We start from the raw sequence: 24,013 nt of genomic DNA, 5'->3' as shown, positions 1-24,013 counted from the left end.
GCCGGCATGCGCGCCCGGGACAACCGAATATCGTTCTAATAAGCTGTGGCTTACTCCCGAGCGAGAGGTGCGGCCATGGCGATCGGACTGACCGAGGAGCACGAGGCGCTCGCCGCGTCCGTGCGGGGACTGGTCGAGCGGCACGGCGTGGACCGGACGGTCCGCGCGACCGTCGAGAACGGTCCCGAACGCCGCCCCGCCTTCTGGGACGCGCTGGCCGAGCAGGGCCTCCCCGGGCTGCACCTGCCCGAACGGCACGGCGGCCAGGGCGGCGGCCTGCTGGAGCAGGCGGTCGCGCTGGAGGAGCTGGGCCGCGCGCTCGCCCCCGGCCCGTACCTGCCGACCGTCCTGGCGTCCGCGATCATCGCGCGCGGGGACGGCAAGCTCGCCGGCGAGCTGCTCCCCGGCCTCGCCGACGGTTCGCGCACGGCGGCCGTCGCCCTCACCGGCGAGCTCTCCGAGGACGGCGGGACGGTCGGCCCCGTGCTGGGCGCGTCCCTCGCCGACGTGCTCGTCCTTCCCCTGAGCGATGGCCGATGGGTCGTCGTGGACGCCGCCGACGTCCGCGTCGAGCCGCTCGAATCGCTCGATCTGACGCGTCCGGTGGGGGAGGTCGCGGTCGCGGGCCTCGCTCCGCTCGACGAGAGCCGCGTGGTCGACGGCGTGGACGTCCGGGCGCTCGCGACCGTCCTGCTCGGCGCGGAGGCGTGCGGCGTCGCGGCCCGCGCGCTGGACGACGCCGTCGCCTACGCAAAGCTGCGCGAGCAGTTCGGCCGTCCGATCGGGCGGTTCCAGGGCGTCAAGCACCGCTGCGGCCGGATGCTGATCGCCCTCGAACGCGCCCGCGCCGCCGTCTGGGACGCCGCCCGCGCCCTCTCCGAGGACGACCCGGACCAGCGCGCCCTCGCCCTCGCGGTGGCGCGCGCGCTCGCCGCCGATGCGGCCGTGACCTGCGCGGAAGGCAACATCCAGGTGCACGGCGGCATCGGCTACACGTTCGAGCACGACGCGCACCTGGTCTACCGGCGGGCGCTGACGCTGCGCGCGCTGCTCGGCCGGGCGCGCGGCGCCCGCGCGACGATCGCGGAACTCGCCGTCCGGGGCGTCCGGCGCGAGATGGACGTCGAGCTGGCCGAGGACGCGGCGCCGCTGCGCGCCGGGATCCGCGCCCGGGTGCGCGAGCTCGCCGAAATGGAGGTCTTCGAGCAGCGCGCCGCGATGGCCGCCGAGGGCTGGGTGACGCCGCACCTGCCGAGGCCGTGGGGACGGGACGCCGGTCCGCTGGAGCAGATCGTCATCCAGCAGGAGCTGCGCGCGGCGGACGTCCGGCCCGTCCCGCTGATGATCGCGGCGTGGGTGGTGCCGTCGCTCGTCCAGTACGGCACCGAGGAGCAGCAGGAGCGGTTCCTGGGGCCGACGCTGCGCGGCGAGATCGTCTGGTGCCAGCTGTTCAGCGAGCCGGGCGCGGGCAGCGACCTCGCGAGCCTCGCGACGCGGGCCGAGCGCGTCGAGGGCGGCTGGTCGATCAGCGGGCAGAAGATCTGGACGTCCCTCGCGCGCGACGCGCAGTGGGGGATCTGCCTGGCCCGCACGGATCCGGACCGGCCGAAGCACGACGGGATCAGCTACTTCCTCGTGGACATGGCGTCGCCCGGCATCGAGATCCGGCCGCTGCGCGAGTGCACCGGCGACGCGGTGTTCAACGAGGTCTTCCTGGACGGCGTGTTCGTCCCGGACGACCTGGTCGTCGGCGCGGTGAACGAGGGCTGGCGGGTCGCGCGCAACACCCTCGCCAACGAGCGCGTCGGCCTGACCAGCTCCTTCCAACTGGGCGGTGACCTGCGGAAGCTGGTCCGGCTCGCGCGGGAGCTGGACGTCGCGGACGATCCGGTCGTCCGCGACGAGCTCGGTCGGCTCGCCGCCGACGAGCACGCGTTCAACCTGCTTGGGCTGCGCGCGACGCTGAAGCAGCTCAGCGGCACCGACCCGGGCGCGACCGCGAACGTCCGGAAGCTGGTCGCGATGGAGCACGGCCAGCGCGTCACCGAGTACGGCTTCACCCTGCTGGACGCCGAGGGCGCGCTCACCGGCGGCTGGCGCGACGACCTGCGCCGCCGCTGGACGCGCTACCTGCTGGCGTCCCGCGCGATGTCGATCGGCGGCGGCACGACCGAGGTGAACCTGAACGTGATCGGCGAGCGCATCCTCGGCCTGCCCCGCGACTGACGGTCCGCGTGGCCGTGCGGGAGCGACGGCTCCCGCACGGATCGCGCGGCGTCAGCAGTGGGTCTTGAGGAACCGGCTGAGCGGCACGCCCTTCAGGTACGAGTACTTCTTGCCGTTGACGGTGACGATCCCGGCGCCGCTGTATCCGGCGAAGGTGTGCAGGGCCTTGGACCGGCACTTGTAGGCGGCCGTCACCGAGTTCGCCTTGACGTTCTTCTTCAGGTTCTTGGCCCGGACGGGCGTCTTCTTCGCGATGCCGACGCCGGCCTCGACGCCGAGCGCGTACACCTTCTTCGAGCAGGTCACCTTGGTCGTCAGCTTCACGTAGCCGCCGGACCGGTACGGCCCGACGGTGCTGATCCGGCAGTACGACGGGAGGCCCTTGGCGGCGGCGCCGGTCCGCGGGGCCGCCGAGGCGGGCCCGGCGAGGCTCGCCGCCAGCGTGGCGGCTCCGGCGGCGACACCGGCCAGGGTGAGGGTCTTGCGCGTCCGCATGCGTCTCCTCGCGATGATCGGTCGATCCGTGGATCGGTTGAACGTGGCGGGCGGGCGGCAAGATCCTGGCAGAGGGAGGCGGTCCGGCGGGCGTCCGCTTGCGGTCACCGAGCGAGGCTCACCGGTCCCGCGCCGGGACCGACGCATTGTCATGGATTGTCATGATTTCGCTGATCGTCTGGTCATTTGTTACCTCGGGCACTACTGTGACGAGACACATCCCTCGCATCCCCCGACGTGGAAGGTACCCCTGATGCGCATAGCGATCGCTGCCATCGCGGGCGTGCTGCTGGCGCTGTTGACCTCGGTGAGCGTCATCCATTACGAGAACGCGTCGCAGCAGGACCCCGTCCTGAAGCCGCTGTACAACTACGGCTCCCGGTAGGCCGGGCTCCGCCCCCGCGATGGCCGTCGTCCCCGCCCAGCCGACCGGCGCGCCGCCGACCGTCGAGGTCGTCGTGCCCGCCTACAACGAGGCCGTCCGGCTGCCGGGCGGCCTGGACGCGCTGGGCGCCGGGCTCGCCGCGCTCCCGGTGGCGGCGTCGGTCCTCGTGGTGGACAACGGCAGCACCGACGGGACGGCCCGGATCGCGGCGTCCTGGCGCGGCCCCGTCCCGGTCCGGGTGATCGACTGCCCCGAGCGCGGCAAGGGCGCGGCGGTCCGCGCGGGCCTGCTCGCCACGAGCGCCCGGTACGTGGGGTTCTGCGACGCCGACATGGCCACCGACCTCTCCGGCCTGGACGCCGCGCTCGCGCTGCTCCGCGCCGGCCGTCCGGTGGTGGTCGGCTCGCGCCGGCACCCGGCGTCCCTGGTCGAGGACTACAGCCATCCGCTCCGCAAGGTCGGGGCGATCGTGTTCAACCGGCTCACCCGCGACCTCGCGGGCGGCGTCACCGACACCCAGTGCGGCTTCAAGTTCTTCGACGGCCCGCTCGCCCGCGCGGCGGCCGCCGACCTCACGACGACCGGGTTCGCCTTCGACGTCGAGCTGCTGATGCACTGCGCGCGGCGCGGCGCGGAGATCACCGCGATCCCGGTCCGCTGGCGGGACGTGCCCGGCTCGACGTTCTCGGTGCGCCGCCACTCCGCGCGCTGCCTGCGGGACGTGGTGGCGATCCGGCTGGCCGCCCGCCGCCGGGCCGTGGTCGCCGAGCCGGCCGCCTCGCAACCGGACGCCGGCGTCGTCCCGCTGCCGCTCACCGAGATCAGCGGGGCCGGGTCCGGATGACCGAGGGCGTCCGCGCGCTGCGCGTGGCGATCGTGAACTGGCGCGACCCCTGGCATCCGGCCGCGGGCGGCGCCGAGCGGTACGCCTGGGAGATCGCCCGCCGGTTCGCCGCAGGCGGGGCCGCCGTGACGTACGTCACCTGCCGCGCCCCCGGCCAGCTCCGGCGCGAGCGGGTCGAGGGCGTCGACTTCGTCCGGCTCGGCGGCCGGTTCACCGTGTATCCGCTGGTCCTGGCGTGGATGCTGGCGCACCGGAGGCGGTTCGACGCGGTGCTGGACTGCCAGAACGGCATCCCGTTCTTCACGCCGTGGGTGCTGCCGCGCCGCGTCCCGGTGTTCTGCGCGATCTTCCACGTGCACGACGAGCAGTTCGGCCTGTACTTCCCGGCCTGGCTCGCCTGGATCGGCCGAACGCTGGAGGGCCCGGTCGCGCGCCGGACCTACCGGCGGCACGCCTGCACCGCGATCTCGCCGACGACGGTCGAGGCGCTGCGCTCCCGGCTCGCCTGGACGGGCCCGGTCTACCTCGTCCCGGTCGGCGTGGACCGGCCGCGCGACGACCCGGCGCCGCGCCCCGCGCCCGACCCGTCCGCGCCGCGGCTGGTGTGCGTGACCCGGCTCGTCCCGCACAAGCGCGTGGACCTGCTGCTCGACCTGGTGGAACGGGAGCTGCCCGGGCGGCCCGGGCTGCGGCTGCGGATCATCGGGCGCGGCCCGGAGCAGGACCGGCTCGCGGCCGAGATCGCCGCGCGCGGGCTCGGCGGCGCGGTCGAGCTGCTCGGCTTCGTCCCGGAGGACGGGAAGGCCGCCGCGCTCGCGGACGCCGACGTCCACCTGAGCGCCTCGCGCGGCGAGGGCTGGGGCCTGGTCGTCGCGGAGGCCGCCGCGCTCGGCGTCCCGACGATCGCCTACGACGTGGACGGCCTGCGCGACGCGGTCCGGGACGGCACGACCGGCTGGCTCGCCGCCGACACCGGCGACGCGGCCGAGCTCGCCCACACCCTCGACCGGGCGCTGAAGGAGCTCGCCGACCCGGACCGCCGCGAGGCGATCGCGGACGCCTGCCGCGCCTGGGCCGCCGAGTTCGACTGGGAGCGCACCGCCGCCCGGATGGGCGAGCTGGTCGGCGCGGCCCGGCGCCGCGGCGGCAGCGGCACCGGCCGGACGACCGCACCCGGGGCGGACGCACACGTCGTCCGCCGGTACCGTGACGGTCACCTCCGGGTCGTGGAGGGTCCGGTCCGGGACGAGCTGCTGGACGCGGGCGAGGCGGAGGCGCTGCGTCCCGCCACGCCCCTCGAACGCCTGCTCGGCCGTGTCGAGGCCGCCGCCGTGAACACCGGCGACGGCGTCGGCAAGGCTGACGGCGACGGCGACGGCGACGGCAAAGGTGTCGGCGGCGGCAAGGCTGTCGGCGAGGGTGTCGGCGACGGCTTCGCGGACGCCGCCGGACGCTGATCCGGCGGTTCGAGGGTCGGTACGGGTCGGGTCCGGGGGGAGGCGAGCGCCATGGTGGTCGGCGACCCGTCCGCGACCGTGCCGGACGGCGTGTCGATCGTGTCCGCCGAGGTCGCGGTCGATCCGCGGCTGCGCGACCGGCTGCGCCTGCTGGTGTGCTGCCTCGCCCTGACCGCGCTCGCGGTGTGCGCCGAGCCGGGCCTGCTGCTCGCCGACACGAAGATCGACATGGTGCTGGACCCCGGCGCGTTCCTCGGCCGGGCGCTGCACCTCTGGGACGCCGAGCAGTTCGGCCAGCTCCAGAACCAGGCGGCCGGCTACTTCGTCCCGATGGGCCCGTTCTACTGGCTCGGCCACGCGGCCGGGATGCCCGCCTGGATCGTCCAGCGGCTCTGGTTCGCGCTGCTGATGTGCGCGGCGCTGCTCGGCGTGCGGGCGCTCGCGGCGCGGCTGGAGGTGGGCGGCCCGACGACCCGCCTCGCCGCGGGCATGGCGTACGCGCTCAGCCCGCACGCGCTGTCGTCGCTCGGCCAGAACTCCTGGGAGTACCTGCCGCTCGCGATGCTGCCCTGGACGGTCGTCCCGCTCGCCACCGCCGCGCGGCGCGACGGCGGCCGGATCCGGGCCGCCGCGCGCTCCGGGCTGGCCGCCGGGCTGTGCGGCGGCATCAACGGCACCGCGACGGTCGCGGTCCTGGTCGTCCCGTTCCTGTTCCTGCTGACCCGGCCGCGCGGGACGCGCCGGTTCCGGCTGCTGGCCTGGTGGACGGTCGCGACGGCGTGCGCCGTCGGCTGGTGGCTGGTGCCGCTCGTCCTGACCGGCCGGTACGGGTTCTCCTGGCTGGGCTACACCGAGCAGGCCGACACGACGACCGCGACCACCGGCCTGGTGGACGTGCTGCGCGGCACCGAGCGCTGGATCAACTACCTGCCGCAGGCGCTGCCGGTCGGGTCGGCGCTGGCCGGGCACGCCTGGCTGGTCGTCGTCACGGCGGTGCTGGCCGCGCTGGGGCTCGCCGGGCTCGTCCGCCGGGACCTGCCGGACCGGACGTTCCCGCTGCTCGTGCTCCTCGGCGGCGTCGCGATCGTCGCGGCCGGGCACGCGAGCCGGATCGAGGGCCCGCTCGCTCCGCACCTGCGCGACCTGCTGGACGGCCCGCTCGCGCCGCTCCGCAACCTGTACAAGTTCGACGGGATGGTCCGGCTGCCGCTGGCGCTCGGCATCGCCCACCTGCCCGGCACGCTGCGCGAACGGCGGTTCCGGGTCGGCGTACTCGCCGCCACGGTGCTGACGCTGTTCGCGGTAGCGACGCCCGCGATGGCGAACGGCCTCGCCGCGCCCGGCGCCTTCCCGGACGTCCCGCAGTACTGGCGGGACGCGGCGTCGTGGCTGAACAAGCGGGCCGGGACGCAGTCCGTCCTGGCCTTGCCCGGCTCGCGGACGGGCAGCTACACGTGGGGCCGTCCGATGGATGACGTCGTCCAGCCGCTGCTGCGGACGCGCTGGGGCGCCCGCCAGATGGTCCCGCAGGGCTCGCCCGGCTACGCGCGGATGCTGGACGCCATCGACCAGCGCGTCGCGGCGGGCCGCGGCTCGGCCGGGCTCTCGGAGGTGCTGGCGCGGTCGGGCGTGCGGTACCTGCTCGTCCGCAACGACCTCTCGCGGGGCGACCTGAGCGGCGCGTGGCCCGCGCGCGTGCACGAGGCGCTCGACACCTCGCCGGGCGTCCGCCGCGTCGCGGCGTTCGGCGACCAGCCCGGCGGCTGGAGCGACGACGCGGTGAGCGCGCTCGACCAGAAGTACCCGGCGGTCGAGATCTACCAGGTGGACGGCGCCCGCCCGGTGGCCGGCCTGCTCGACGCGGACGGCGCGGTCCGGCTGCGCGGCGGCCCCGAGGGCCTGCTCGACCTGGCCGACGCGGGCGGCCTCAAGGGCCGTCCGGTGCTGGTCGGGGACGACGCGTCCGACCTCGGCGGGGCGCCGGTGGCGTCCGACGCGGCGCGGCTGCGCGACCGGGCGCGGTCGGAGATCCGCACGCAGATCGGCCCGACGCTGACGGCCGGGTCGAGGATCGAGACCGAGAACGCCCTCGGCCCCGATCCGGGCGACCCGGCCTGGGACGGCGCGCAGACGGTCGCCGAGTACGACGGGATCAGGAACGTGACCGCGTCGTCCTCGGCGTCCGATCCGGTGACGCCGATCGGGATCCAGGACCCGGCCGCGATCCCGTACGCGGCGCTCGACCGCGACCCGGACACGCAGTGGATCACCGGCGGGACGGCCGGGCCGGTCGGGCAGTGGCTCCGCGTGGACCTGCCGTCCCCGCTGGATCCAGGCTCGATCCAGGTGACCTTCACCCGCAACGACCTGCTCGGCCCGGCCCCGAGCCGCGTCGCGGTGGAGACCGAGCGCGGCAGCCAGGTGCAGGACGTCCGGCCGGTCGCGGGCGCGCAGACGCTCGCCGCGCCGCCCGGCCCGACGTCGTGGGTGCGGCTGCGGATCCTCGCGGTCGCCGGGAAGGCCGGGGAGGGCTCGCGGGTCGGCGTCCGGGAGCTGTCGATCCCCGGCGTGACCGCCGACCGGTACCTGCGGCTCCCGGCCGTCCCGAAGCGGCCGGGCGGCGGCACCGCGGCGCAGGTCATGGGCCGGGTGACGCCGCCGCGGCCGGAGTGCATGCGCGGTTCGGCGCGCTGGGTCTGCTCGCCGGAGCTGGCGCGCGGCGACGAGGACGGCGCGACCCTGCGCCGCGTCTTCACCGGCCGCGGCGGCTCGGCGGCCGTCACGGGCCGGGCGGTCGTCACCGATCCGGACCTGATCGACAAGCTCACCCGGAACGGATCGCAGACCAGGGTCGCCGCCAGCTCGACGTGGACGAAGGAGGCCCCGGCCCAGCCGCGCGCCGCCGTGGACGGCGACCCCGCCACGACCTGGATCGCGGCGGGCGACGACAAGAAGCCGACCCTGACCCTCGCGTGGGGAAGGAAGCTGAAGCTGGACGAGCTGACCGTCACCCGGCCGCCGGGCGCGCGGTCGGCGCTGACCGTGACCGTCCTCGGCACGCACGGCGAGGCCCGCGAGGGCCTGGTGGACGGCAGCGGCAAGCTCCGGTTCGCGCCGATGCGCACCGACCGGGTGACGCTGCGGTTCGCGACGTCGCAGGTGCCCGTCCAGGTGTCGGAGGTGGCGATCCCGGGCGTGCCGACGCTGACCCGGTCGGGTTTCCTGCCGTTCACCACGTCCTGCGGGACGGGGCCGGACCTCGCGGTCAACGGGCACGCGGTCAAGACGAGGATCACCGGGACGGTCGACGACGTGCTCGGCGGGCGTCCGGTGGCGTTCCGCGCCTGCCGCGCCGTCCGGCTGGCGGACGGCGACAACCGGGTGACCGCGGGCGGCCGGTTCCGCGTCGACTCCCTGGCCGTGGACCCGGACGGCGCGCTCGCCGCCGCCCCGGCGGGCAAGGCGCGGCCGGTGACCGTCGAGTCGTGGGGGCCGGGCGAGCGGCGGCTCCGGCTGAGCTCGCCGCGCCGGTCCTTCCTGGTCGTGAACGAGAACTACAACACCGGCTGGAAGGCCGTCACGGCGAACGGCGACGAGCTGCGTCCGATCCGGCTGGACGGCTGGCGGCAGGGCTTCGAGGTCCCCGCCGGGACGTCCGGGACGATCACGCTCGAATACGCGCCCGACACCGCCTACCGGGGCGCGCTGTTCGGCGGCCTCGGCCTGCTGGCGCTGCTGGTGCCCGTCGCGTTGCGGCGTCCGGGCCGGGGTGCGTCGCCGCCGCCACCCGCCGCTCCGGTCGCGCCGCGAGCACCCGGCGGACGCGTCGCCCGGTCCCTGCGCGTCGCGGCCCCGGTCGGTCTCGCGGCGGCCCTCGGCTTCTGGCTGGCGGGACCGCTCGGCCTGGCCGTCGCGGCGGTGTCCGCGCTGGTCGGGGCGGTCCCGCAGTGGTCGGGCCGGCGGGCGGCCCGGCGCGTCCGGTCGGCCTGGATCGCCGCGTTCTTCATGCTGGTCGGCGGCGTGTCGGTCGCCGTCGCGGCCTGGCTGGCGCAGCGCGGCGTCGAGGGCGACCTGTTCTCGCTGCTCCGGGACGTCCTGCCGCAGATCTGCGGCCTGGCCGTGCTGGGACGGCTCACCGCCGCCCTCACCGCGCCGGACGCCCCCGACGCCTGGCTCGCGGACGGCGTGGAACTGCGCTGGTCGGCGGCGATGCCGCGGTCGACCCCCGGCCGCGACCTCGGCTGGCCCGGCCCGCCGCGCCGCTAGCCGCCCTGCCGACCGTCCGCCGCGCCGCTAGCCGCCCTGCCGACCGTCCGCCGTGCCGCTAGCCGCCCTGCCGGCCGCCCGCCGCGCCGCTGGGCGCCGGCCGTCCGCCGCCGGCAGCCCGCCGCGACGCCAGCCGCCCGCCGAGCTTCCGGACGGGCTCCTCGACCACGTAGTGGCTGACGGTCGCGACGGCCACGGTCAGCGCGAAGCAGACCGGGAAGTCGGTGAGCAGGTTCCCGCTGAACGGCGCGTGGCCGGTCAGGTCGAACCACACGAAGATCACCACGAACTGCCAGAGGAAGATCCCGTACGAGACCCGGCCGAGGAACGCCAGCACCGGGTTGCCGAGCACCCGGCCGACCACCGGGTCGCCGGCCGGGGCCAGCGCCGCCGGGGCGACGAGCAGCACCGCGACCAGGCCGTACAGGACGACGGAGAACCCGGTCGTCCAGCCGTTGGCCGAGTTCAGCCGGGAGATCCCGGTGATCGGCGTGGACGCGATGACGTACACGAGCGCGCACGCCGCCCAGCAGACCACCGCGGAGTCGGCGACCGTCAGGGAGAACCGGGCCGCCGGGCCGAGCGGCGCCGCGTTCGCCCAGACCGTCACGACGGCCAGCGCCATCCCCGCGCCGAACCACCCGAGGTACTGCGGGAGCATGCTGCCCCAGTACGGCGGATCGGACGTCTGGAGCACCGCGATCGCGTACCCGACCGACCCGACCGTCATCGCGCCCAGCGCGTACAGCAGGCGACGCGCCCGGACGTCCACGGACCGCCCGCGCCGGGCCCAGCGGTCCAGCGCGAACGCCAGCACGGGCAGGGCGACGTAGTAGGACGCCTCGACGCTCAGGCTCCACATCTGCCCGAGCCCCTTCGGCCCGAGATGGTCGGTCCACCAGGGATGCGGATCGAAGCCGTAGGCGAGGGTCGCGAGCCCGACCAGGCTCGGGACGTCCGACAGGTGGTCGCGGCTGTAGAGGCCGAGCGCGACCGCCATGACCACCCAGTACGCGGGCATGAGCCGCAGCACGCGCCGCCACAGGTAGCGGCCCGCGCCGGGCGGGCGCCGGACGCCGAGCACGGCGGCGGCCCACGGCCGGTACAGCAGCAGCCCGGACAGCACGAAGAAGATCGGCACGCCGATCTCGCCCCGGGACAGCAGCCGCAGCGGCATGGTCGGCGGCCGGAGCAGGTAGCCGGTGCTGGCGGCCACGTGGAACAGCAGGACCATCAGCGCTGCGATGGCCCGGACGCCGTCCAGCGCGTCCTGCCGTCCGGAGATCACCGGCAGCCGGGACGCGGCGGGCGCGGGCGAGGTCTCCGTCGCGGTCACGAGGCGTCCCTTCCGGCCGCGCGGGCGCCCGCGAGGAGCCCCGCCGCCTCGGTCGCCTTCAGCACGATCACCCCGGCGGCGGTGACCGGCGAGCTCAGCAGCGGGAGCCTGCGGAGCGTCCCGCCCCGGCCGAACGAGCGCGCGGTCGGACGGGTCCGGTAGGCGGGCAGCCAGCGTCCGTAATAGCGCCGCTTCCGGTAGGCGGAGCGCAGCGTGATGCGGCCCTCGTCGTGCAGGACGCCCGACGGCGTCCGGCCGATCCGCAGCCCGGACGCGGCGACCCGGTCGGCGAGGTCCCAGTCCTCGAACGCGCTGAGGTCCTCGTCGTAGCCGCCGACCGCGTCGAGGGCCGTCCGGCGGAAGATCCGTGCCGCCTCCACGGCCGGATCGCCCAGGTAGGCGCGCTTCTCCACGGCCCGCACCCGCGCCCAGAACCCCTGCCCGAACGACTCCTCGGGGATGACCAGCCCGCCGAGCCCCGGATCGGCGTCGAACGCCTCGGCCGCCTCGGCGGCGATGCCGGGGGAGGCGACCATGTCCGAGTCGACGAACGCCACCACGTCCCCGGACGCCGCGCGCCAGCCGATGTTCCGCTGCGCGCTGCGCTCGGGTCCGCCCGCCAGCACGGTGTCGGCGTAGGCGGCGGCGATCTCCGGCGTCCCGTCCTCGGACGCGTTGTCCACGACGACCAGCTCGACCGGCGCGGACTGGGCGCGCAGCGACGCCAGGCACCGCTCCAGCGTCCGGGCGGAGTTCCGGGTCGGCACGACGACGGTCACACGTGCGGGGCTCAGCGCGACCTCCCGGGGTGGACGTGTCGGAGCAGGCTAGCCCGGATCGCCCGGAACCGGGACGACCTCCCACCCGGCTCCCCGTCCGGGTCCGCCCAGGGCAGGCGGCGCGGCAGGAACGACGCGAGCGCGGCGGCGACGAGCAGGACGGCGGCGGCCATGGCCAGCGTCCGCGCGGTCGCGTGCGGTGCGGCGACATCCTGCACCCTGGTGAACACGACGTCCGGGCCGTCCGTCGGCGGAAGGGCGTTCTCAAGGACCTTGTCGGTCAGGGGCGGCGAGGCGTCGGCGGCGCCCTCTCCGGACGTGCCGTAGAACGCGATCCCGGCCGCCGCGACGCCCAGGACGCCCGCGAACTGCGTCACCGAGTTGTAGACGCCGGACGCCGCGCCCGACGCGTCCGCCGGGACGTCCGCGAGGACGGAATTGGCCAGTACCGGCAGCGCGAGCCCCATCCCGAGCCCGGCGCAGAACAGGCCGGGGAGCAGGTGCCAGGGACGCAGGTCGGTCCCGGCCGCGGCGAACGCGCCCGCGACGGCCGCGACCCCGCACGCCATGATCAGCAGGCCCGTCCGGACGAACGCGCGGGCGCGCGGCGGTCCGAGCCGGTGGGTCGGCTGCGCGGTGCAGGCCATCCCGGCGGGCCAGGCCGCGCCGGTCAGCGCGACCTTGAGCGGCGACCAGCCGAGCCCGGTCTGGAGTCCCCAGGTCAGCGCGATGAAGCAGGCCGCGACCGCCCCGAACAGCGCCGTCGTCACCAGCAACCCGGCCGAGAACGAGCGGCGGCGCAGCAGCGACGGCGGGACGAGCGGGCTGCGCCCGAGCCGTTCGCGCCGCCGCTCGACCGTCGCGAACGCCACCAGCGCCGGGACGCTCGCGGCCGGCAGCACCAGGCTCCACAGCGGCCAGCCGCGCTCGCGCCCCTGGACGAGCGGCAGGGTCAAAGCCAGCGCCGCGGCGCCGACCAGCACGACCCCGGCCGGGTCCAGCCGGGGCGGCGGTGTCGCGCGCGAATCGTCCATCCAGCGCGCGGCCCCGGCCAGCGCGAGCAGCCCGATCGGCACGTTCACCAGGAAGATCGCGCGCCAGCCGAGCCCGGCGACGTCGAGGTGCAGCAGGATCCCGCCGAGCAGCGGCCCGCCGACCTGGGCCGCGCCGAGCAGCATCCCGTAGAGGGTGAACGCGCGGGCGCGGGCGCGTCCGGGCGGGAACTGGACGCTGATCACCGACAGCGTCTGCGGGACCATCACCCCCGCGAACGCGCCCTGCGCGGCCCGCGCCGCGACGAGCATCCCGGGAGAGCCGGCGGCCCCGGCCGCCGCCGAGGCCGCCACGAACCCGGCGAGCCCGGCCAGCAGCACCCGGCGGCGGCCGAGGATGTCCCCGAGCCGTCCGCCCGTGACCAGCAGCAACGCGTAGGCGAGGGCGTAGGCGGACACGGTCCACTGGCCGAGCGCCGGACCGGCGTCCAGGTCCGACTGGATCCGGGGGAGCGCCACGTTCACGACCGTCACGTCCACCAGGTCCATGAACGCGGCCGCGAGCGCCACCGACAGCGCCAGCCAGCGGCGTTCCGGGACGCGTGCGCGAAGGGTCATGGGGCGTTCCTGCCGGGGGCGGACGAGGGAGGGGGACGGGACGGCTGATCCTGTAGGGTAACCGGACATGCCGGGCCGATGGCCTGGTCAGGGCCCGTCCGGCCGACCTGGCAGCGCGTCCGGGCCGGACAGGGGCCGAGCGGACCGGGGACCGGTCGTCCGGGAGGTGTGATGCGGCGTTCTCTGGGACTCGTGCTCGTCGTCGTGGGCGCGTTCCTGACCACGCTCGCACCGATGATCCGCTTCTACGTGGCCGGGCAGGTCATCCAGGCCCCGCTGAACCGCTACGAGCGCGTCCGGCTGGAGGCGTCGAACGCCAGCGTCTTCGACATGGCCTCGCTGAAGGTCCGCAAGGGCATGACCCTGGTCGCCGACAGCACCATCCGCGGCGACGTGAAGGCGAACGGCGGCAACGAGCGGATCGCCGTCTGGGACTCCTCGACGTCGATCACCGACAAGTCCACCGGCAAGCAGATCGACCTCCAGGCGTTCCGGATGGCCTTCGACCGCCGCACCGCCCAGCTCGTGAACTGCTGCGCGGCGAACGTCGGCGGCGACGTCAACGTGAAGATGTTCGGCTACGGCCTGCTGTTCCCGATCGCCGACGTGCACAAGCGCGACTACCCGTTCTACGACACGACCACCCGCCGCACGCTGCCGATGAAGTACAGCGGCGAGGAGGACGTCGCCGGGATGAGCACCTACAAGTTCGTCCAGCAGGTGCCGCTCGCCAAGGTCGAGTCGATGGACGTCAAGCTGCCGGGCGACATGCTCGGCCTCGGCAAGAACTCCGTCCCGCAGCGCGTCGACCGCTACTTCGAGGCGGTCAACACCCAGTGGGTGGACCCGCGGACCGGCATCCCGGTCAAGCAGGAGCAGAAGATCACCTCCTCGCTGCGCAACCGGGACGGCACCGGCCGCCTCATCGTCGCGGACGCCGACCTGGTCACCATCCCCGAGGACCAGAAGCACCTGGCGGACCTGTCGAACACCTCCGCCATGGAGATCGCCTGGACCCGGATCTACGGGCCGGTCCTCGCCCTGGTCGTCGGCCTCGGCCTCCTGGGCACGGGCTCGGCGATCACGCTGCTGAGCAGCCGCCGCGTTCCGCCGCCGCCCCCGGCCCCGCGCGGCCCGGACGGCCGGTTCGGCGGCCTCGCCGCGGGCACGCCGCCGAACACCCGCCGCCGCGCCCACCCGCCCGCCGGCTCCGCCCGCGCCCGCCGCCAACCCCGCCGCCTCGGCCGCACCTGACACCAACCCCGCCGCCTCGGCCGCACCTGACGCCAACTCCGCCGCCTTGGCCGTACCTGACCCCCGGACGACGCACATCGGACGGCACGGAGCGCCTCACTCCTCGTCCGGGCCCGGCGGGATCTCTTCGTCCGGCGCGGCGACTTCCAGCACCGACCGGGCGGTGAGGCGCGCGGCGGCCGACCCGTACGCGCGGCTCAGCTCGGGCGGGGACGGCGGCTGCCGCAGCATCTCCCGGGCCAGCGCGAGGACGAGCTCGCGAGCCGGCTCGCGAGCCTCCTCGCCGCCTCGCGCGACGGCGCCGTCCGGGGACCACCAGTGGTCGAGCGCGATCCCGACGGCCGCCACATCTCCGCTGGTGAGCATCGTGCGCATGGCCTCGTGGTACGAGGCGTCCACCGTGGGGAGGCGCAGCCTCCGGTGGGCTCGGTAGAGGACGGGGTCCCGGAGGCGATGGCCCTCCCAGTGGACGCTGTGCGGCGTCCCGAAGACCTGGTCGACGGGGTTCCGGCCCCAGGGGCGCGCCGGAGGGGCGTCCTCCCAGCGTTCGGCCGTCTCCTCCATGGCCGCGCGGTGGCGTTCCAGCCCGCCGGTGCGCACCAGGTAGTGGAGCGCGTACGCCTGGAGTTCCGGCTCCGCGTCGCGGAGCGCGCGCAGCAGGACGTCGTCGGCGGCGGCGCCGAGGCCGTCGGCGAGGATCCGGATCGCGGTCTCCCCGGCGCCGCGGGCGGACGGGTCGAAGATCACGCTGCTCACCGCCTCGACGAGCCGGGGGTCCGCCGTCTCCGGGGACGACTCGCCGAAGAGCCCGTACGCCGTCCAGATGGCCTTCTCCCGCACGGCGTCGGAATCCGCCCGGTCGAGGACGTCCACCAGGAGCGCGGCGTCGCCCGGCTCGGCGTGCTCCGCACCGATCACGTTCAGCGCGCTCAGTTGCGCGGCGGCGGGGACCGGACGCCGCAGCACCTCGCGGGCGCGCGCCAGGACCTCGGGCAGGTAGGCGTCGGCCAGGCCGGGGTCGTCCAGGGCGTGCCGCAGGCCCTCCCAGTGCTCGTAGTGGTCGAACGCGATGCCTATGGCGGCCGGGTCGTCGCTGCGCAGCAGCGTGGCGAACGCCTCCAGGCACGAGTCGTCGCCGAGCGGGAACCGCAACTCGTCGTGCGCGTGCCGCAGGACCGGATCGTCCAGCTCGGCGTCCTGCCAGTACGTGCTGTGGAAGCCCGCGAGCGCGCGACGGACGTCCCCGGAGAAGGGGCCGGCGTCCTCCGGCCAGGAGTCGACGAGCCGCTGGAGCACCTCCCGGTGCGCGCGGACCTTCTTCGGGGACGTCAGCTGCCCGGCGGCCCGGACCTGGACGCGCAGGTCGCCGGACTCCGTCAGGCGGACGAGGAGGGCCTCCACCTCGGGACCGCCGAGACCGCTGAGCGCGCCGATCGCCTCACCGCGGTCGCGGGCGTCCAGGCTCTCGTCGAGGGCGATCGCGCGGACGGCCGCGAAGAGGCGGGGGTTCGGCTCCGGGCCGTCCGCGAGGGCGGTGGACGCGGCCATCAGCGCCTCCTCCCGCAGTCCGGGATCGGAGATCGTCTCCAGGATCCCGGCGATCCGGTCGGCGTCCTCGTGCTCGCCGAGGTGCCACACCATCGTGAGCGCCCAGGAGAGCGCCCGGTGCCGGTCCTCCTCGTCCAGGGTGGACGACCGGTCGAGCAGGTCGCGGGCGACGAAGAGCACCTCGCCGTCCAGCGGGCGGTACGGGTTGTCCACGCCCCATCTGGTGTCCGCCTGAGCCTGCTGGTAGTCGCTCAGCGCGTCGCACACGACGTCGATGTCGTCGCTGTGCAGCCGCCGGGCGAACACGGCGAGAACCGAGGCTTCGTCACCGTCCGGCAGGGGCCCTCCTCCATGTAGTACGCGTTCTAAGTCACTCGCCTCCCTGGCCCGAGATCCCAGCGATCTCCGTAACTAGAACCTGTTGCAGTTTGCGGGGGCGGGGGGTTATGTTCGTCGGGTGCGGACACGAGTCACCGAACTTTTCGGCATCGAGTATCCGATCTTCGCATTCAGTCACTGCCGCGACGTGGTCGCCGCGGTGAGCCGCGCCGGCGGCATGGGCGTGCTCGGCGCCCTGTACTTCACCCCCGAGGAGCTCGAACTCGAACTGAAGTGGATCGACGAGCACGTCGGCGGCAAGCCGTACGGCGTGGACGTGGTGATGCCCGCCAAGTACGAGGGCGCGGACGCGGGCGACGCCGAGGAACTTCTCGGCCGCCTCCAGGCGATGATCCCTCAGGGCCACCGCGACTTCCTGGAGGGGCTGCTCGCCGAGCACGGCGTCGAGCCGCCGTCCGAGAAGGCCAACCGGACGCTGCTCGGCTGGACCGACCAGACGGCGCGTCCGCAGGTCGAGGTCGCCCTCCGGCACGACATCGCGCTGCTGGCCAGCGCCCTCGGCCCGCCCCCGGCGGACGTCGTGGAGCTGGCGCACGAGCACGGCGTCAAGGTCGCGGGCCTCGCGTCCACCGCCCGGCACGCGGGCAAGCAGGTCGCCGCCGGGGTGGACATCATCGTCGCGCAGGGCACCGAGGCGGGCGGCCACACCGGCGAGGTCTCGACGATGGTCCTGATCCCCGAGGTCGTGGACGCCGTGGGGGAGGACACGATCGTCCTCGCGGCCGGCGGCATCGGCCGCGGACGCCAGGTCGCCGCCGGGCTCGCGCTCGGCGCCGAGGGCGTCTGGACGGGGTCCATCTGGCTCACGGTGGAGGAGGCGGACACCCCCGAGCGCGCCCTGCCGAAGCTGCTGGACGCGACGTCGCGGGACACCGTCCGGTCCCGGGCCTGGACGGGCAAGCCCGCGCGGTTCCTGAAGACCGCGTGGACGGACGCCTGGGAGAGCGAGGCGTCCCCCGGCACGCTGCCGATGCCCATGCAGTTCATGCTGGTGTCGGACGCGCTGCCGCGGATCGCCCGGTCCGGCGACGGCGAGCTGGTCACCTTCCCGGTCGGGCAGATCGTCGGCAGCATGAACAAGGTCAAGCCCGCCGCGCAGGTCGTCTACGACCTCATCGAGGAGTACGTCGAGGCCGTCGACCGCCTGACCGGCCTCACCAACGCCGAGTGAGACGCCGCGTCCCCCGTCCCGGAGTTCGTCCGGGACGGGGGACGCCGCTTCTCACACCTCGGGCGCGATCACACGTCCGGCGCGATCACGCGTCCGGCGCGGTCACGCGTCCGGCGCGGCCGTGTCGCATCGGACGACGGTCACGCGTCCGGCCTGACCGTCACGTTCCGGGCGACCGTCACGCGTCCGGCCAGAATTCGTCACGTGCCGGGCGACCGTCACGCGTCCGCGGACTCGGAGAGCATGACCCCGGCCCGCGCGAGCGCGACCAGGCTCAGCTCGGCGGTGGCGGGGAAGGCCGCCTTCCGGTTCGAGAGCATCACGCTCGTGACGAACGTCCGGCCCTTGGCGGTGCGGGTCAGGTAGTTGGCGGTGAGCACGCCGGGCTCGCTGCCGCCCTTGAACCAGACCGTCCGGTGGGTCTTCGGGTCGAGGTCGATGACGCCGTCGTTCAGCGACAGCGCCCGGTTCACCTCGGCCTGGCCCGGCGCGGCGGCGCGGTCGCTCAGGCCCTTGAACGCCGCGCACATGTCGGTCGGGGACGCGAACCACTCGATCGAGTCGATGTCGCGCGGCTCCTGCCAGGCCGTCAGCTTCGACGGCGGGACGGTGTCCAGCCCGGCCAGCGCGCCGTACCGCTTGGCGCGCGGCAGCGCGAGGTAGCTCTTCGCGGTGGCGGGGTAGTTCGAGCCCTTCAGCGCGAACATCTCGCGCGTGGTCAGGAACGGCTGCGTGTGCTGCGGGCGCCGGTTCCCGAGGACGGGCAGCTCGCGCTCGACGGTGTCGCGTCCGAGCCGGTTGATGAGGTGGTCGGCGGCGGTGTTGTCGCTGATCCCGATCATGTACTCGGCGTACTGGGCGAGCGTCAGCTTCGTCCCGGCGGGCCTGGTCTGGAGCGTTCCGGACGGCAGGCTCTTCCACTCGTCCTTGATCGCGAGCGGCGTGTTCCAGGAGACCTGGTGCTTGGCGACCGCGTCGGACAGCGCGCCGAGCACGTACAGCTTGAACGCCGAGCCGAGCGGACGCGCCGTGCGCTCGTTCACGCCGTGCAGGACCTTGCAGTCCCCGCCCTTGCCGATCTCGGCGGACGCGAACGACACCTCGGGCGCGAGGCGGTGCATCTCGGCGTCGAGCTCCGACCAGGAGCCGGGCTGCCTGGCGAAGAACAGGCCCACGATCCGGCCGTTCGGGTTCGTCGAGGCGGTGCCCAGCAGCGTCGCCTTGCGCGCGCCGGTGAACCAGCCGACCGACCGCGACTTGGTGCCCGCGGCCGGAACCTGCGGGCTGAGCGGACCGACCCGCTCCAGCGCCTTCGTCAGCCCGGCCGCGCCGCCGAACGCCTTCAGCGTGGCCGGCTCGACGTGCGCCTGCGCGTCGGCGTCGCTGATCGGCAGGTGGTGGGACGCCTGGACGATCCACTGGAGCTGCTTGTCGGCTCCCGTGCCGATCACCTTCGGATGCGCGTTGGAGGCGTTCTTGACGTCCGAGGTGCCGCCGCCGCTGCACGCGGTGGCCCCGCTGAGCAGCACGACCGCGAGAGCGGTGACCCGCCTGGCCCGCCTCGTCCCGCCGACGCGCGTCACGTCGCCGGTGCGCCTCGTCCCGTTGGAGCACGTCACTTCGCTGATCCGCCTTGTTCCGTTGGAGCGCGTCACTTCGCTGATGCGCCTCATCGCTTGACCTCCGCCGGTGTGACGTAGAGCCCGGCGACCTTGCCGTCGCGGTCGTAGGCGACGCGTCCGGTCACGTCGCCCGCCTCGAAGAACATGGGGACGTCCACGACGGTGTGGTCCCCGGCCTGGTGGACGACCGGACGGTCCATCCGCTCGTAGGCGCCGACGGTGCCGATCACCCGCGCCCACACGGACGCGAGCCGGTCGGGAGTGACGGACGACCGCATGGCGTCGTCGAAGTCGCGGGAGGCCGCCTCCCAGTCGCCCGCGGCCAGTTCGGCCAGCAGGGCGACCGCGAGATCGGCCGCTTGGGGCAGCACGTTGGTCGACATCGGAGTCCCCGTTCTCGGATCGATGGGACGCCCGAACCGCTGGAACGCCGCCTGCCGGGTGATGCCGAGGGCGTCGCCGATCTCCTGCCAGGTGCGGCCGGAGATCCGCGCCGCCTCGACGGCCGCGCGCAGGTGGTCGTCCGCCCGTCGGACGGCCTCGGCGGCGGCGGCCACCCGGGCCAGCGCGTCGCCCGCCGCGCCAGGCGTTTCGGGCACCTGCCCCAAGCTGTCACCGCCGGGAATCGATGTCAAGCGTTCGTTTACGCTTTGCGAAGCCTTGGCACGCTTTCCGTCCCGCGCCCTGCGCGCCGCGCTGCGGCAGGTGGCATCGCAGAACCGCCGCCTTCGCCCTGGTCCCGCGTGCTGTGTCAGGGTTCTGCCGCAATGCTCGCAGGCGTCCGTCATGAGATCACCCGATTTCCGTGCCACCGAACAGCACGAAAATAGCACGTTTCAGAACGAGGCCGCGCCGGGGGAGCGAAGGGACGGCGGCCCGTAGATGCGGAGAAACGCGCGCACGCCGTCCCGAAGGACGCGCTCGGTCTCCTCGGCGGGGAGCGGCAGCGCCCCGTAGAAGCTCCGCTGGATGATCGTCGCGACGGTCAGCTGGCCGAGGTGCAGCGCCGCGGTCACCGGGTCGTCCAGGACGAGCAGCCCGCGCTCGGCGATCCTCGCCAGGTACGGCGCGAGCCGCTCGTGCGCGGTCTGCGGCCCCGCCGCGATCCACCGCTCCAGCACCGGCCCCGGAATGCGGGTGACCTCCGCCTCCAGCGCCCGGACGAGGGCGAAGTGGTCGGGGAACTCGGTGATCGTCGCGGCCCGGTCCCGGCTGAAGGCGAGCAGGTCCTCCTCCAGGTCGAGGATCTTGAGCAGGTGCAGGTCCATCAGCCGCCTGATCGCGTCGGTGACCTGCTGCCCGCCCTCGACCGCCACCGCCTGGAAGAGCTGCTCCTTGTCGGCGAAGTGGTTGTAGATCGTCCGCTTGGACACCTTCGCCTCGTCGGCGATGGCGTCCATGCTCGCCCGGGTGTAGCCGTCCCGGCCGAACACCCGGCGCGCGCCGTCCATGATCGCGCGCCGCTTCTCCGGCCGTCCGGTGGACGTCACGCCGGCCTCCTCCGCCTGAACCGCACCGACCGGTGCAGTTTAGGCCCGGCCGGCGCTCCGCCCCCCGGGCGCGGGGCCGTCGCCGAGGTCGATGAAGTAGCTGTCGTGCGCGAGGAAGAAGTCCTCGCGTTCCCGCTGCGAGAGGGCGGCGAGATGCCCGACCCCCTCGAAGTACTCCTCGCGCGGCGCGCCCGGCGCGAACAGCATCAGGAACGAGACGGGATCGTCCGACCGGTTGGTGAACGAGTGCAGCCCGCCCGCCGGGACGTACAGGAAGTCCCCCTTGGACGCCTCGCGCCACCGCTCCCCGTCGAAGACGGCGAGCGTGCCGTCGGTGACGAAGAACGATTCGGACATCGTCCGGTGGAAGTGCGTGCCCGTACCGGCGCCGGACGGGAGGTTCCGGACGTGGTAGAGCCCGAACTCGCCGTCCGTGGAGATGTCGTGCTCGCGTCCGGTGGGCCTGCCGGTCGCGAGGTAGTACGTCTCCATGCCGGACGGGCCCGCCAGCTCCGGCTTCGCCGCGGCGGACCGGAACTCCGCGCTGACCTCGCCGTTCTCACCGTGGTACCGGTCCCGCGGATAGGACATCCCAGCCCCCTCGTCAGCCTCCGCGACCCCGACCGGCGCCGCGACCTCGAAAGTACACCACCCAGTGCAATAGATAAACCAGTGAGTGCAAAATGGAAGATCGATAGGGTCGTCCGTATGGCAGAAAAGGGGGACAGGGACGGCACGGTGACCGTCGTGCGGCATCCGGCATGGGAGCGGCTGCTCGTCGCGACCGGCTTCCCGCTGCTGGGCGCGCTGGCTGGATGGCTGCTGAAACTGCTGGCGAACTGGGCGGAGTCCTGGCCGTGGATTCCGTGGGAGGGACCGGTCAAGCTGATCGACGGCGCCCCGGAGCCATGGGCGACGATCGGCGCCCTCGTCGTCGGCGCGGTCGCCGGCGGCGTGATCGTGCTCCTCGCCGAGCACGGCTACGTCACGGTGACCGTGGCGGACGACCAGGTCACCCTCGCCCGCGGCGACTCGCGGCAGACCGTGCCGCGCAGCGCGGTCGCGGGCGTCTTCCTGGACGGCAAGCGGCTCGTCGTCCTCGGCGCGGACGGCCGGGAGCTGGCCGTCGAGAGCAAGAACGAGGGCGCCGACCTGCCCGACGCGTCCCTGCTCGCGGCCGGGTTCCGGGCGCACGGCTATCCCTGGCTCCCCGACGGCGACCCCCACAAGGACGAGTACATGCGCTGGGTCGAGGACGTCCCGGGATTGCCGCCCGCCGGGAACGCCCTGCTCAAGGCACGTGCGAAGGCACTCGACAAGGGCGACGAGAAGGAGATCGCCGAGCTGCGCGGGGAACTCGCCAGGCTCGGCGTGGTCGTCCGCGACGACGGCAAGCGGCAGTGGTGGCGCGTCATCGACGGGGCGGACGCGCGCTGAGCTGGTGTTCCTTGCGCCTGTGCTGAAGTGGTCGCTCTGGGCGCTGGAACTGGGTCTGATCGTGCTGGCAGCGGCCTGACGATCGTCTCCGACCACGGCCCCCACGGCAGCCTCCTCGGAACGTCGTCCGCCACGTTCGACGTGAACGTCCTCACCTCCCCGATGCGCCGCAAGGTCGCCGCGCACAGCGTCCTGGGCTTCTTGTTCCACGCCGTAGTCGTGGCCGTCGCCATCGACTGGATCAAAGCCTGACCACCCCGCGCTCCCAGCCCTCGACCCACCCACCACCCACGGCCCCGTCTACAGCTCGCCGGTAGCCGTGAAGGGACGGCCACTGTGGGTAACCGATCGCTATGGTCGGAGCCTGGTGTGCTGGACCCATGACGGAGGTGTCACGCATGTCCATCGCCGCTCGCCGTGTGGCCCGTCAGCCTGCCGAGGCATCGGCTTCTATGCTGAAGAGGCAGCCGCGAGAGGGGTGTGACATGACGGCCGAGACGGCGCCGGACCCGAACGACGAGGGCCGAGTGCTGCTCGAAGGGTTCCTGGAACTCGGCACTCCCGAAGGGTTCCGTGCGGAGCTCATCGAAGGAGAGATCGTCGTGACGCCACCCCCCTTGGGAGATCACGAGGACATCCTCGACTCCCTCAACTGGCAGATCGGTCAGCGGTCCTCCGTCCGAATGTCCTGGTCGGGGACCAAGGGGCTGGTGCTGAGGCGGGGCGGGAAATGTCCGAAGAACCATGTGATCCCGGACGCCGTGCTGGCCCCCCGCGAGTTGAGGCTGTTCCGCGGGGCCGGCGAATGGATGCCGCCTGACGAGGTGACGATGGTCGTCGAGGTCACCTCGTCCAGGACGGACATCGACCGCAAAGCGAAGCGGCATTGCTACGCGAAGGCGGGACTGCCGCATTACCTGCTGATCGATCAGCAGAAGCGGACCGTCACCTTGTACAGCGCGCCGGACGAGCGGGCCGAGGACTATATGGAAGACCAGCGAGTGCTGTTCGGTAAGCCCATCGATCTGCCCGAGCCGTTCGGGTTCGCGCTGGACACCGCTGAATTCGAATAGTCAGAAGCGGGTGAGCCAGGAGAGGACGCGGGACAGGACGTAGTAGACGCCCGCCGCGATGCCCCAGTTCAGGTAGAGCTGGTGCTTGGGGTTCGGGCGCGGGAAGACGTCGTGGAACGGGGTGGCGAGCCAGCTGCCCGAACGCAGTGTCGCGTGGACGAGCGTGTTGGACGGGTTGGCATCGCCCCAGGTCAGCAGGATGCCGAGCACGAGGATCGCGGCGGCGGCGATCCCGGCGGCCAGGATCAGGAGGCTGATCGGGTTGTGCCGCATCCTGCGCCAGCGGCCGGGACGGCGCTTGACCACGACCGTGCGCGTGGGTCCCGTTTCGGACGCGGGGCGCGTCCAGGGCCGGGTGCCGTCGGGGCGGGGAGACCAGGGCCAGCGGCGGGGCGGGGCTTCGGTGGTCGCCTTCTCTCTGCGTCCCAGATGGAGGGCCATCGCCTTTCACTCCTCATAGATGCCGACGCATTCGCCCTACCGCGCGCCCAGAGCACGAAACGGCACCTCCGTTTTCGGACGGCCCGTCCGACCCAATGCGGACGCAACACCTCGGAAATACCGCCACCACTTTCCGTGAACACCGGACACGGACCGGAATGGTGGAGTTACGCTCAGCGA

At 74.0% G+C, this 24,013-nt stretch carries 20 protein-coding genes; 10 read left to right on the top strand and 10 right to left on the bottom strand.

The window, feature by feature from the left end; translation table 11 throughout:
* Positions 1–75 precede the first annotated feature (75 nt).
* The gene (locus ACFPCY_RS23875) at positions 76–2,226 is read left to right on the top strand and encodes an acyl-CoA dehydrogenase (RefSeq protein WP_378258677.1); all 2,151 of its coding nucleotides are present in this window, start codon (positions 76–78) and stop codon (positions 2,224–2,226) included.
* A gap of 51 nt (positions 2,227–2,277) precedes the next feature.
* On the opposite strand, the gene ACFPCY_RS23870 is transcribed toward ACFPCY_RS23875, so the two are convergent.
* Entirely contained in the window at positions 2,278–2,721 is a 444-nt protein-coding gene (locus tag ACFPCY_RS23870; protein ID WP_378258675.1) for a hypothetical protein, read from the bottom strand.
* Positions 2,722–2,974: 253 nt separating this feature from the next.
* On the opposite strand from ACFPCY_RS23870, the gene ACFPCY_RS23865 reads away from it, so the two are divergent.
* The 4 genes from ACFPCY_RS23865 to ACFPCY_RS23850 are packed head-to-tail and all read left to right on the top strand — an operon-like array spanning position 2,975 to position 9,673.
* A complete protein-coding gene (locus ACFPCY_RS23865; protein ID WP_378258673.1) occupies positions 2,975–3,106 on the top strand; it encodes a hypothetical protein in 132 nt (43 codons plus the stop codon).
* Between the two features lie 19 nt (positions 3,107–3,125).
* Positions 3,126–3,950, top strand: coding sequence for a glycosyltransferase (locus ACFPCY_RS23860; protein WP_378258672.1), 825 nt, complete (start codon positions 3,126–3,128; stop codon positions 3,948–3,950).
* Entirely contained in the window at positions 3,947–5,407 is a 1,461-nt protein-coding gene (locus tag ACFPCY_RS23855; protein WP_378258669.1) for a glycosyltransferase family 4 protein, read from the top strand. Before ACFPCY_RS23860 ends, ACFPCY_RS23855 begins: the two co-directional genes overlap by 4 nt.
* A 51-nt stretch (positions 5,408–5,458) precedes the next feature.
* Positions 5,459–9,673 carry an alpha-(1->3)-arabinofuranosyltransferase domain-containing protein gene (locus tag ACFPCY_RS23850; protein ID WP_378258667.1) on the top strand — a complete coding sequence of 1,405 codons (4,215 nt, stop codon included), beginning with the start codon at positions 5,459–5,461 and terminating at the stop codon, positions 9,671–9,673.
* 58 nt (positions 9,674–9,731) lie between these two features.
* On the opposite strand, the gene ACFPCY_RS23845 is transcribed toward ACFPCY_RS23850, so the two are convergent.
* The 3 genes from ACFPCY_RS23845 to ACFPCY_RS23835 are packed head-to-tail and all read right to left on the bottom strand — an operon-like array spanning position 9,732 to position 13,398.
* Positions 9,732–11,009: an acyltransferase family protein gene (locus ACFPCY_RS23845; RefSeq protein ID WP_378258665.1), complete on the bottom strand. Its 1,278-nt coding sequence runs from the start codon at positions 11,007–11,009 to the stop codon at positions 9,732–9,734.
* The gene (locus ACFPCY_RS23840; protein WP_378258663.1) at positions 11,006–11,788 is read right to left on the bottom strand and encodes a glycosyltransferase family 2 protein; all 783 of its coding nucleotides are present in this window, start codon (positions 11,786–11,788) and stop codon (positions 11,006–11,008) included. The genes ACFPCY_RS23845 and ACFPCY_RS23840 overlap by 4 nt, the downstream gene beginning before the upstream one ends.
* An 11-nt stretch (positions 11,789–11,799) precedes the next feature.
* Positions 11,800–13,398, bottom strand: coding sequence for an MFS transporter (locus ACFPCY_RS23835; RefSeq protein WP_378258661.1), 1,599 nt, complete (start codon positions 13,396–13,398; stop codon positions 11,800–11,802).
* 171 nt (positions 13,399–13,569) lie between these two features.
* Between ACFPCY_RS23835 and pgfA the strand changes: the two genes are divergently transcribed.
* The gene (pgfA, locus tag ACFPCY_RS23830; protein ID WP_378258660.1) at positions 13,570–14,652 is read left to right on the top strand and encodes a cell envelope lipid trafficking protein PgfA; all 1,083 of its coding nucleotides are present in this window, start codon (positions 13,570–13,572) and stop codon (positions 14,650–14,652) included.
* 96 nt (positions 14,653–14,748) lie between these two features.
* Here pgfA and ACFPCY_RS23825 read toward each other — a convergent pair whose 3' ends face one another.
* Complete coding sequence (locus ACFPCY_RS23825) at positions 14,749–16,506, bottom strand: NACHT domain-containing protein (RefSeq protein WP_378258658.1); 1,758 nt, start codon at positions 16,504–16,506, stop codon at positions 14,749–14,751.
* A gap of 151 nt (positions 16,507–16,657) precedes the next feature.
* Between ACFPCY_RS23825 and ACFPCY_RS23820 the strand changes: the two genes are divergently transcribed.
* The gene (locus ACFPCY_RS23820) at positions 16,658–17,770 is read left to right on the top strand and encodes an NAD(P)H-dependent flavin oxidoreductase (protein WP_378258656.1); all 1,113 of its coding nucleotides are present in this window, start codon (positions 16,658–16,660) and stop codon (positions 17,768–17,770) included.
* 218 nt (positions 17,771–17,988) lie between these two features.
* Here the strand turns inward: ACFPCY_RS23820 and ACFPCY_RS23815 are convergent, their stop codons facing one another.
* From ACFPCY_RS23815 to ACFPCY_RS23800, 4 genes are all read right to left on the bottom strand, one after another.
* On the bottom strand, positions 17,989–19,443 hold the full coding sequence (locus tag ACFPCY_RS23815) for a serine hydrolase (protein WP_378258654.1): 1,455 nt from the start codon (positions 19,441–19,443) through the stop codon (positions 17,989–17,991).
* On the bottom strand, positions 19,440–19,991 hold the full coding sequence (locus ACFPCY_RS23810; RefSeq protein ID WP_378258652.1) for a DUF3887 domain-containing protein: 552 nt from the start codon (positions 19,989–19,991) through the stop codon (positions 19,440–19,442). Before ACFPCY_RS23810 ends, ACFPCY_RS23815 begins: the two co-directional genes overlap by 4 nt.
* A gap of 237 nt (positions 19,992–20,228) precedes the next feature.
* Complete coding sequence (locus ACFPCY_RS23805; RefSeq protein WP_378258650.1) at positions 20,229–20,882, bottom strand: TetR/AcrR family transcriptional regulator; 654 nt, start codon at positions 20,880–20,882, stop codon at positions 20,229–20,231.
* Between the two features lie 39 nt (positions 20,883–20,921).
* Positions 20,922–21,473 (bottom strand): cupin domain-containing protein, encoded by a 552-nt coding sequence (locus tag ACFPCY_RS23800; RefSeq protein WP_378258648.1) that lies wholly within the window; start codon positions 21,471–21,473, stop codon positions 20,922–20,924.
* 117 nt (positions 21,474–21,590) lie between these two features.
* Between ACFPCY_RS23800 and ACFPCY_RS23795 the strand changes: the two genes are divergently transcribed.
* The 3 genes from ACFPCY_RS23795 (at position 21,591) to ACFPCY_RS23785 (ending at position 23,392) form a co-directional block, all read left to right on the top strand.
* Positions 21,591–22,319 (top strand): YqeB family protein, encoded by a 729-nt coding sequence (locus tag ACFPCY_RS23795; RefSeq protein WP_378258646.1) that lies wholly within the window; start codon positions 21,591–21,593, stop codon positions 22,317–22,319.
* A 27-nt stretch (positions 22,320–22,346) separates the two neighbouring features.
* Entirely contained in the window at positions 22,347–22,571 is a 225-nt protein-coding gene (locus ACFPCY_RS23790) for a DUF1345 domain-containing protein (RefSeq protein ID WP_378258644.1), read from the top strand.
* A 233-nt stretch (positions 22,572–22,804) separates the two neighbouring features.
* Positions 22,805–23,392: a Uma2 family endonuclease gene (locus tag ACFPCY_RS23785; protein ID WP_378258643.1), complete on the top strand. Its 588-nt coding sequence runs from the start codon at positions 22,805–22,807 to the stop codon at positions 23,390–23,392.
* Here the strand turns inward: ACFPCY_RS23785 and ACFPCY_RS23780 are convergent, their stop codons facing one another.
* Positions 23,393–23,833, bottom strand: a complete 441-nt coding sequence (locus ACFPCY_RS23780; RefSeq protein ID WP_378258641.1) for a hypothetical protein — start codon at positions 23,831–23,833, stop codon at positions 23,393–23,395. It abuts the gene before it with no gap.
* Between the last annotated feature and the right edge of the window lie 180 nt (positions 23,834–24,013).

Origin of the sequence: Actinomadura gamaensis, from assembly GCF_042652125.1 — a bacterium.
GTDB lineage: Bacteria > Actinomycetota > Actinomycetes > Streptosporangiales > Streptosporangiaceae > Spirillospora > Spirillospora gamaensis.
The sequence above is the reverse complement of the archived record's forward strand: the minus strand, read 5'-3'. Positions and strand labels throughout refer to the sequence as shown.

Coding starts and splice junctions, on each gene's coding strand:
- ACFPCY_RS23875 (WP_378258677.1), top strand. CDS start 76: ATGGCGATCGGACTGACCGAGGAGCACGAGGCGCTCGCCGCGTCCGTG.
- ACFPCY_RS23870 (WP_378258675.1), bottom strand. CDS start 2,721: ATGCGGACGCGCAAGACCCTCACCCTGGCCGGTGTCGCCGCCGGAGCC.
- ACFPCY_RS23865 (WP_378258673.1), top strand. CDS start 2,975: ATGCGCATAGCGATCGCTGCCATCGCGGGCGTGCTGCTGGCGCTGTTG.
- ACFPCY_RS23860 (WP_378258672.1), top strand. CDS start 3,126: ATGGCCGTCGTCCCCGCCCAGCCGACCGGCGCGCCGCCGACCGTCGAG.
- ACFPCY_RS23855 (WP_378258669.1), top strand. CDS start 3,947: ATGACCGAGGGCGTCCGCGCGCTGCGCGTGGCGATCGTGAACTGGCGC.
- ACFPCY_RS23850 (WP_378258667.1), top strand. CDS start 5,459: ATGGTGGTCGGCGACCCGTCCGCGACCGTGCCGGACGGCGTGTCGATC.
- ACFPCY_RS23835 (WP_378258661.1), bottom strand. CDS start 13,398: ATGACCCTTCGCGCACGCGTCCCGGAACGCCGCTGGCTGGCGCTGTCG.
- pgfA (WP_378258660.1), top strand. CDS start 13,570: ATGCGGCGTTCTCTGGGACTCGTGCTCGTCGTCGTGGGCGCGTTCCTG.
- ACFPCY_RS23815 (WP_378258654.1), bottom strand. CDS start 19,443: ATGAGGCGCATCAGCGAAGTGACGCGCTCCAACGGAACAAGGCGGATC.
- ACFPCY_RS23800 (WP_378258648.1), bottom strand. CDS start 21,473: ATGTCCTATCCGCGGGACCGGTACCACGGTGAGAACGGCGAGGTCAGC.
- ACFPCY_RS23795 (WP_378258646.1), top strand. CDS start 21,591: ATGGCAGAAAAGGGGGACAGGGACGGCACGGTGACCGTCGTGCGGCAT.
- ACFPCY_RS23785 (WP_378258643.1), top strand. CDS start 22,805: ATGACGGCCGAGACGGCGCCGGACCCGAACGACGAGGGCCGAGTGCTG.
- ACFPCY_RS23780 (WP_378258641.1), bottom strand. CDS start 23,833: ATGGCCCTCCATCTGGGACGCAGAGAGAAGGCGACCACCGAAGCCCCG.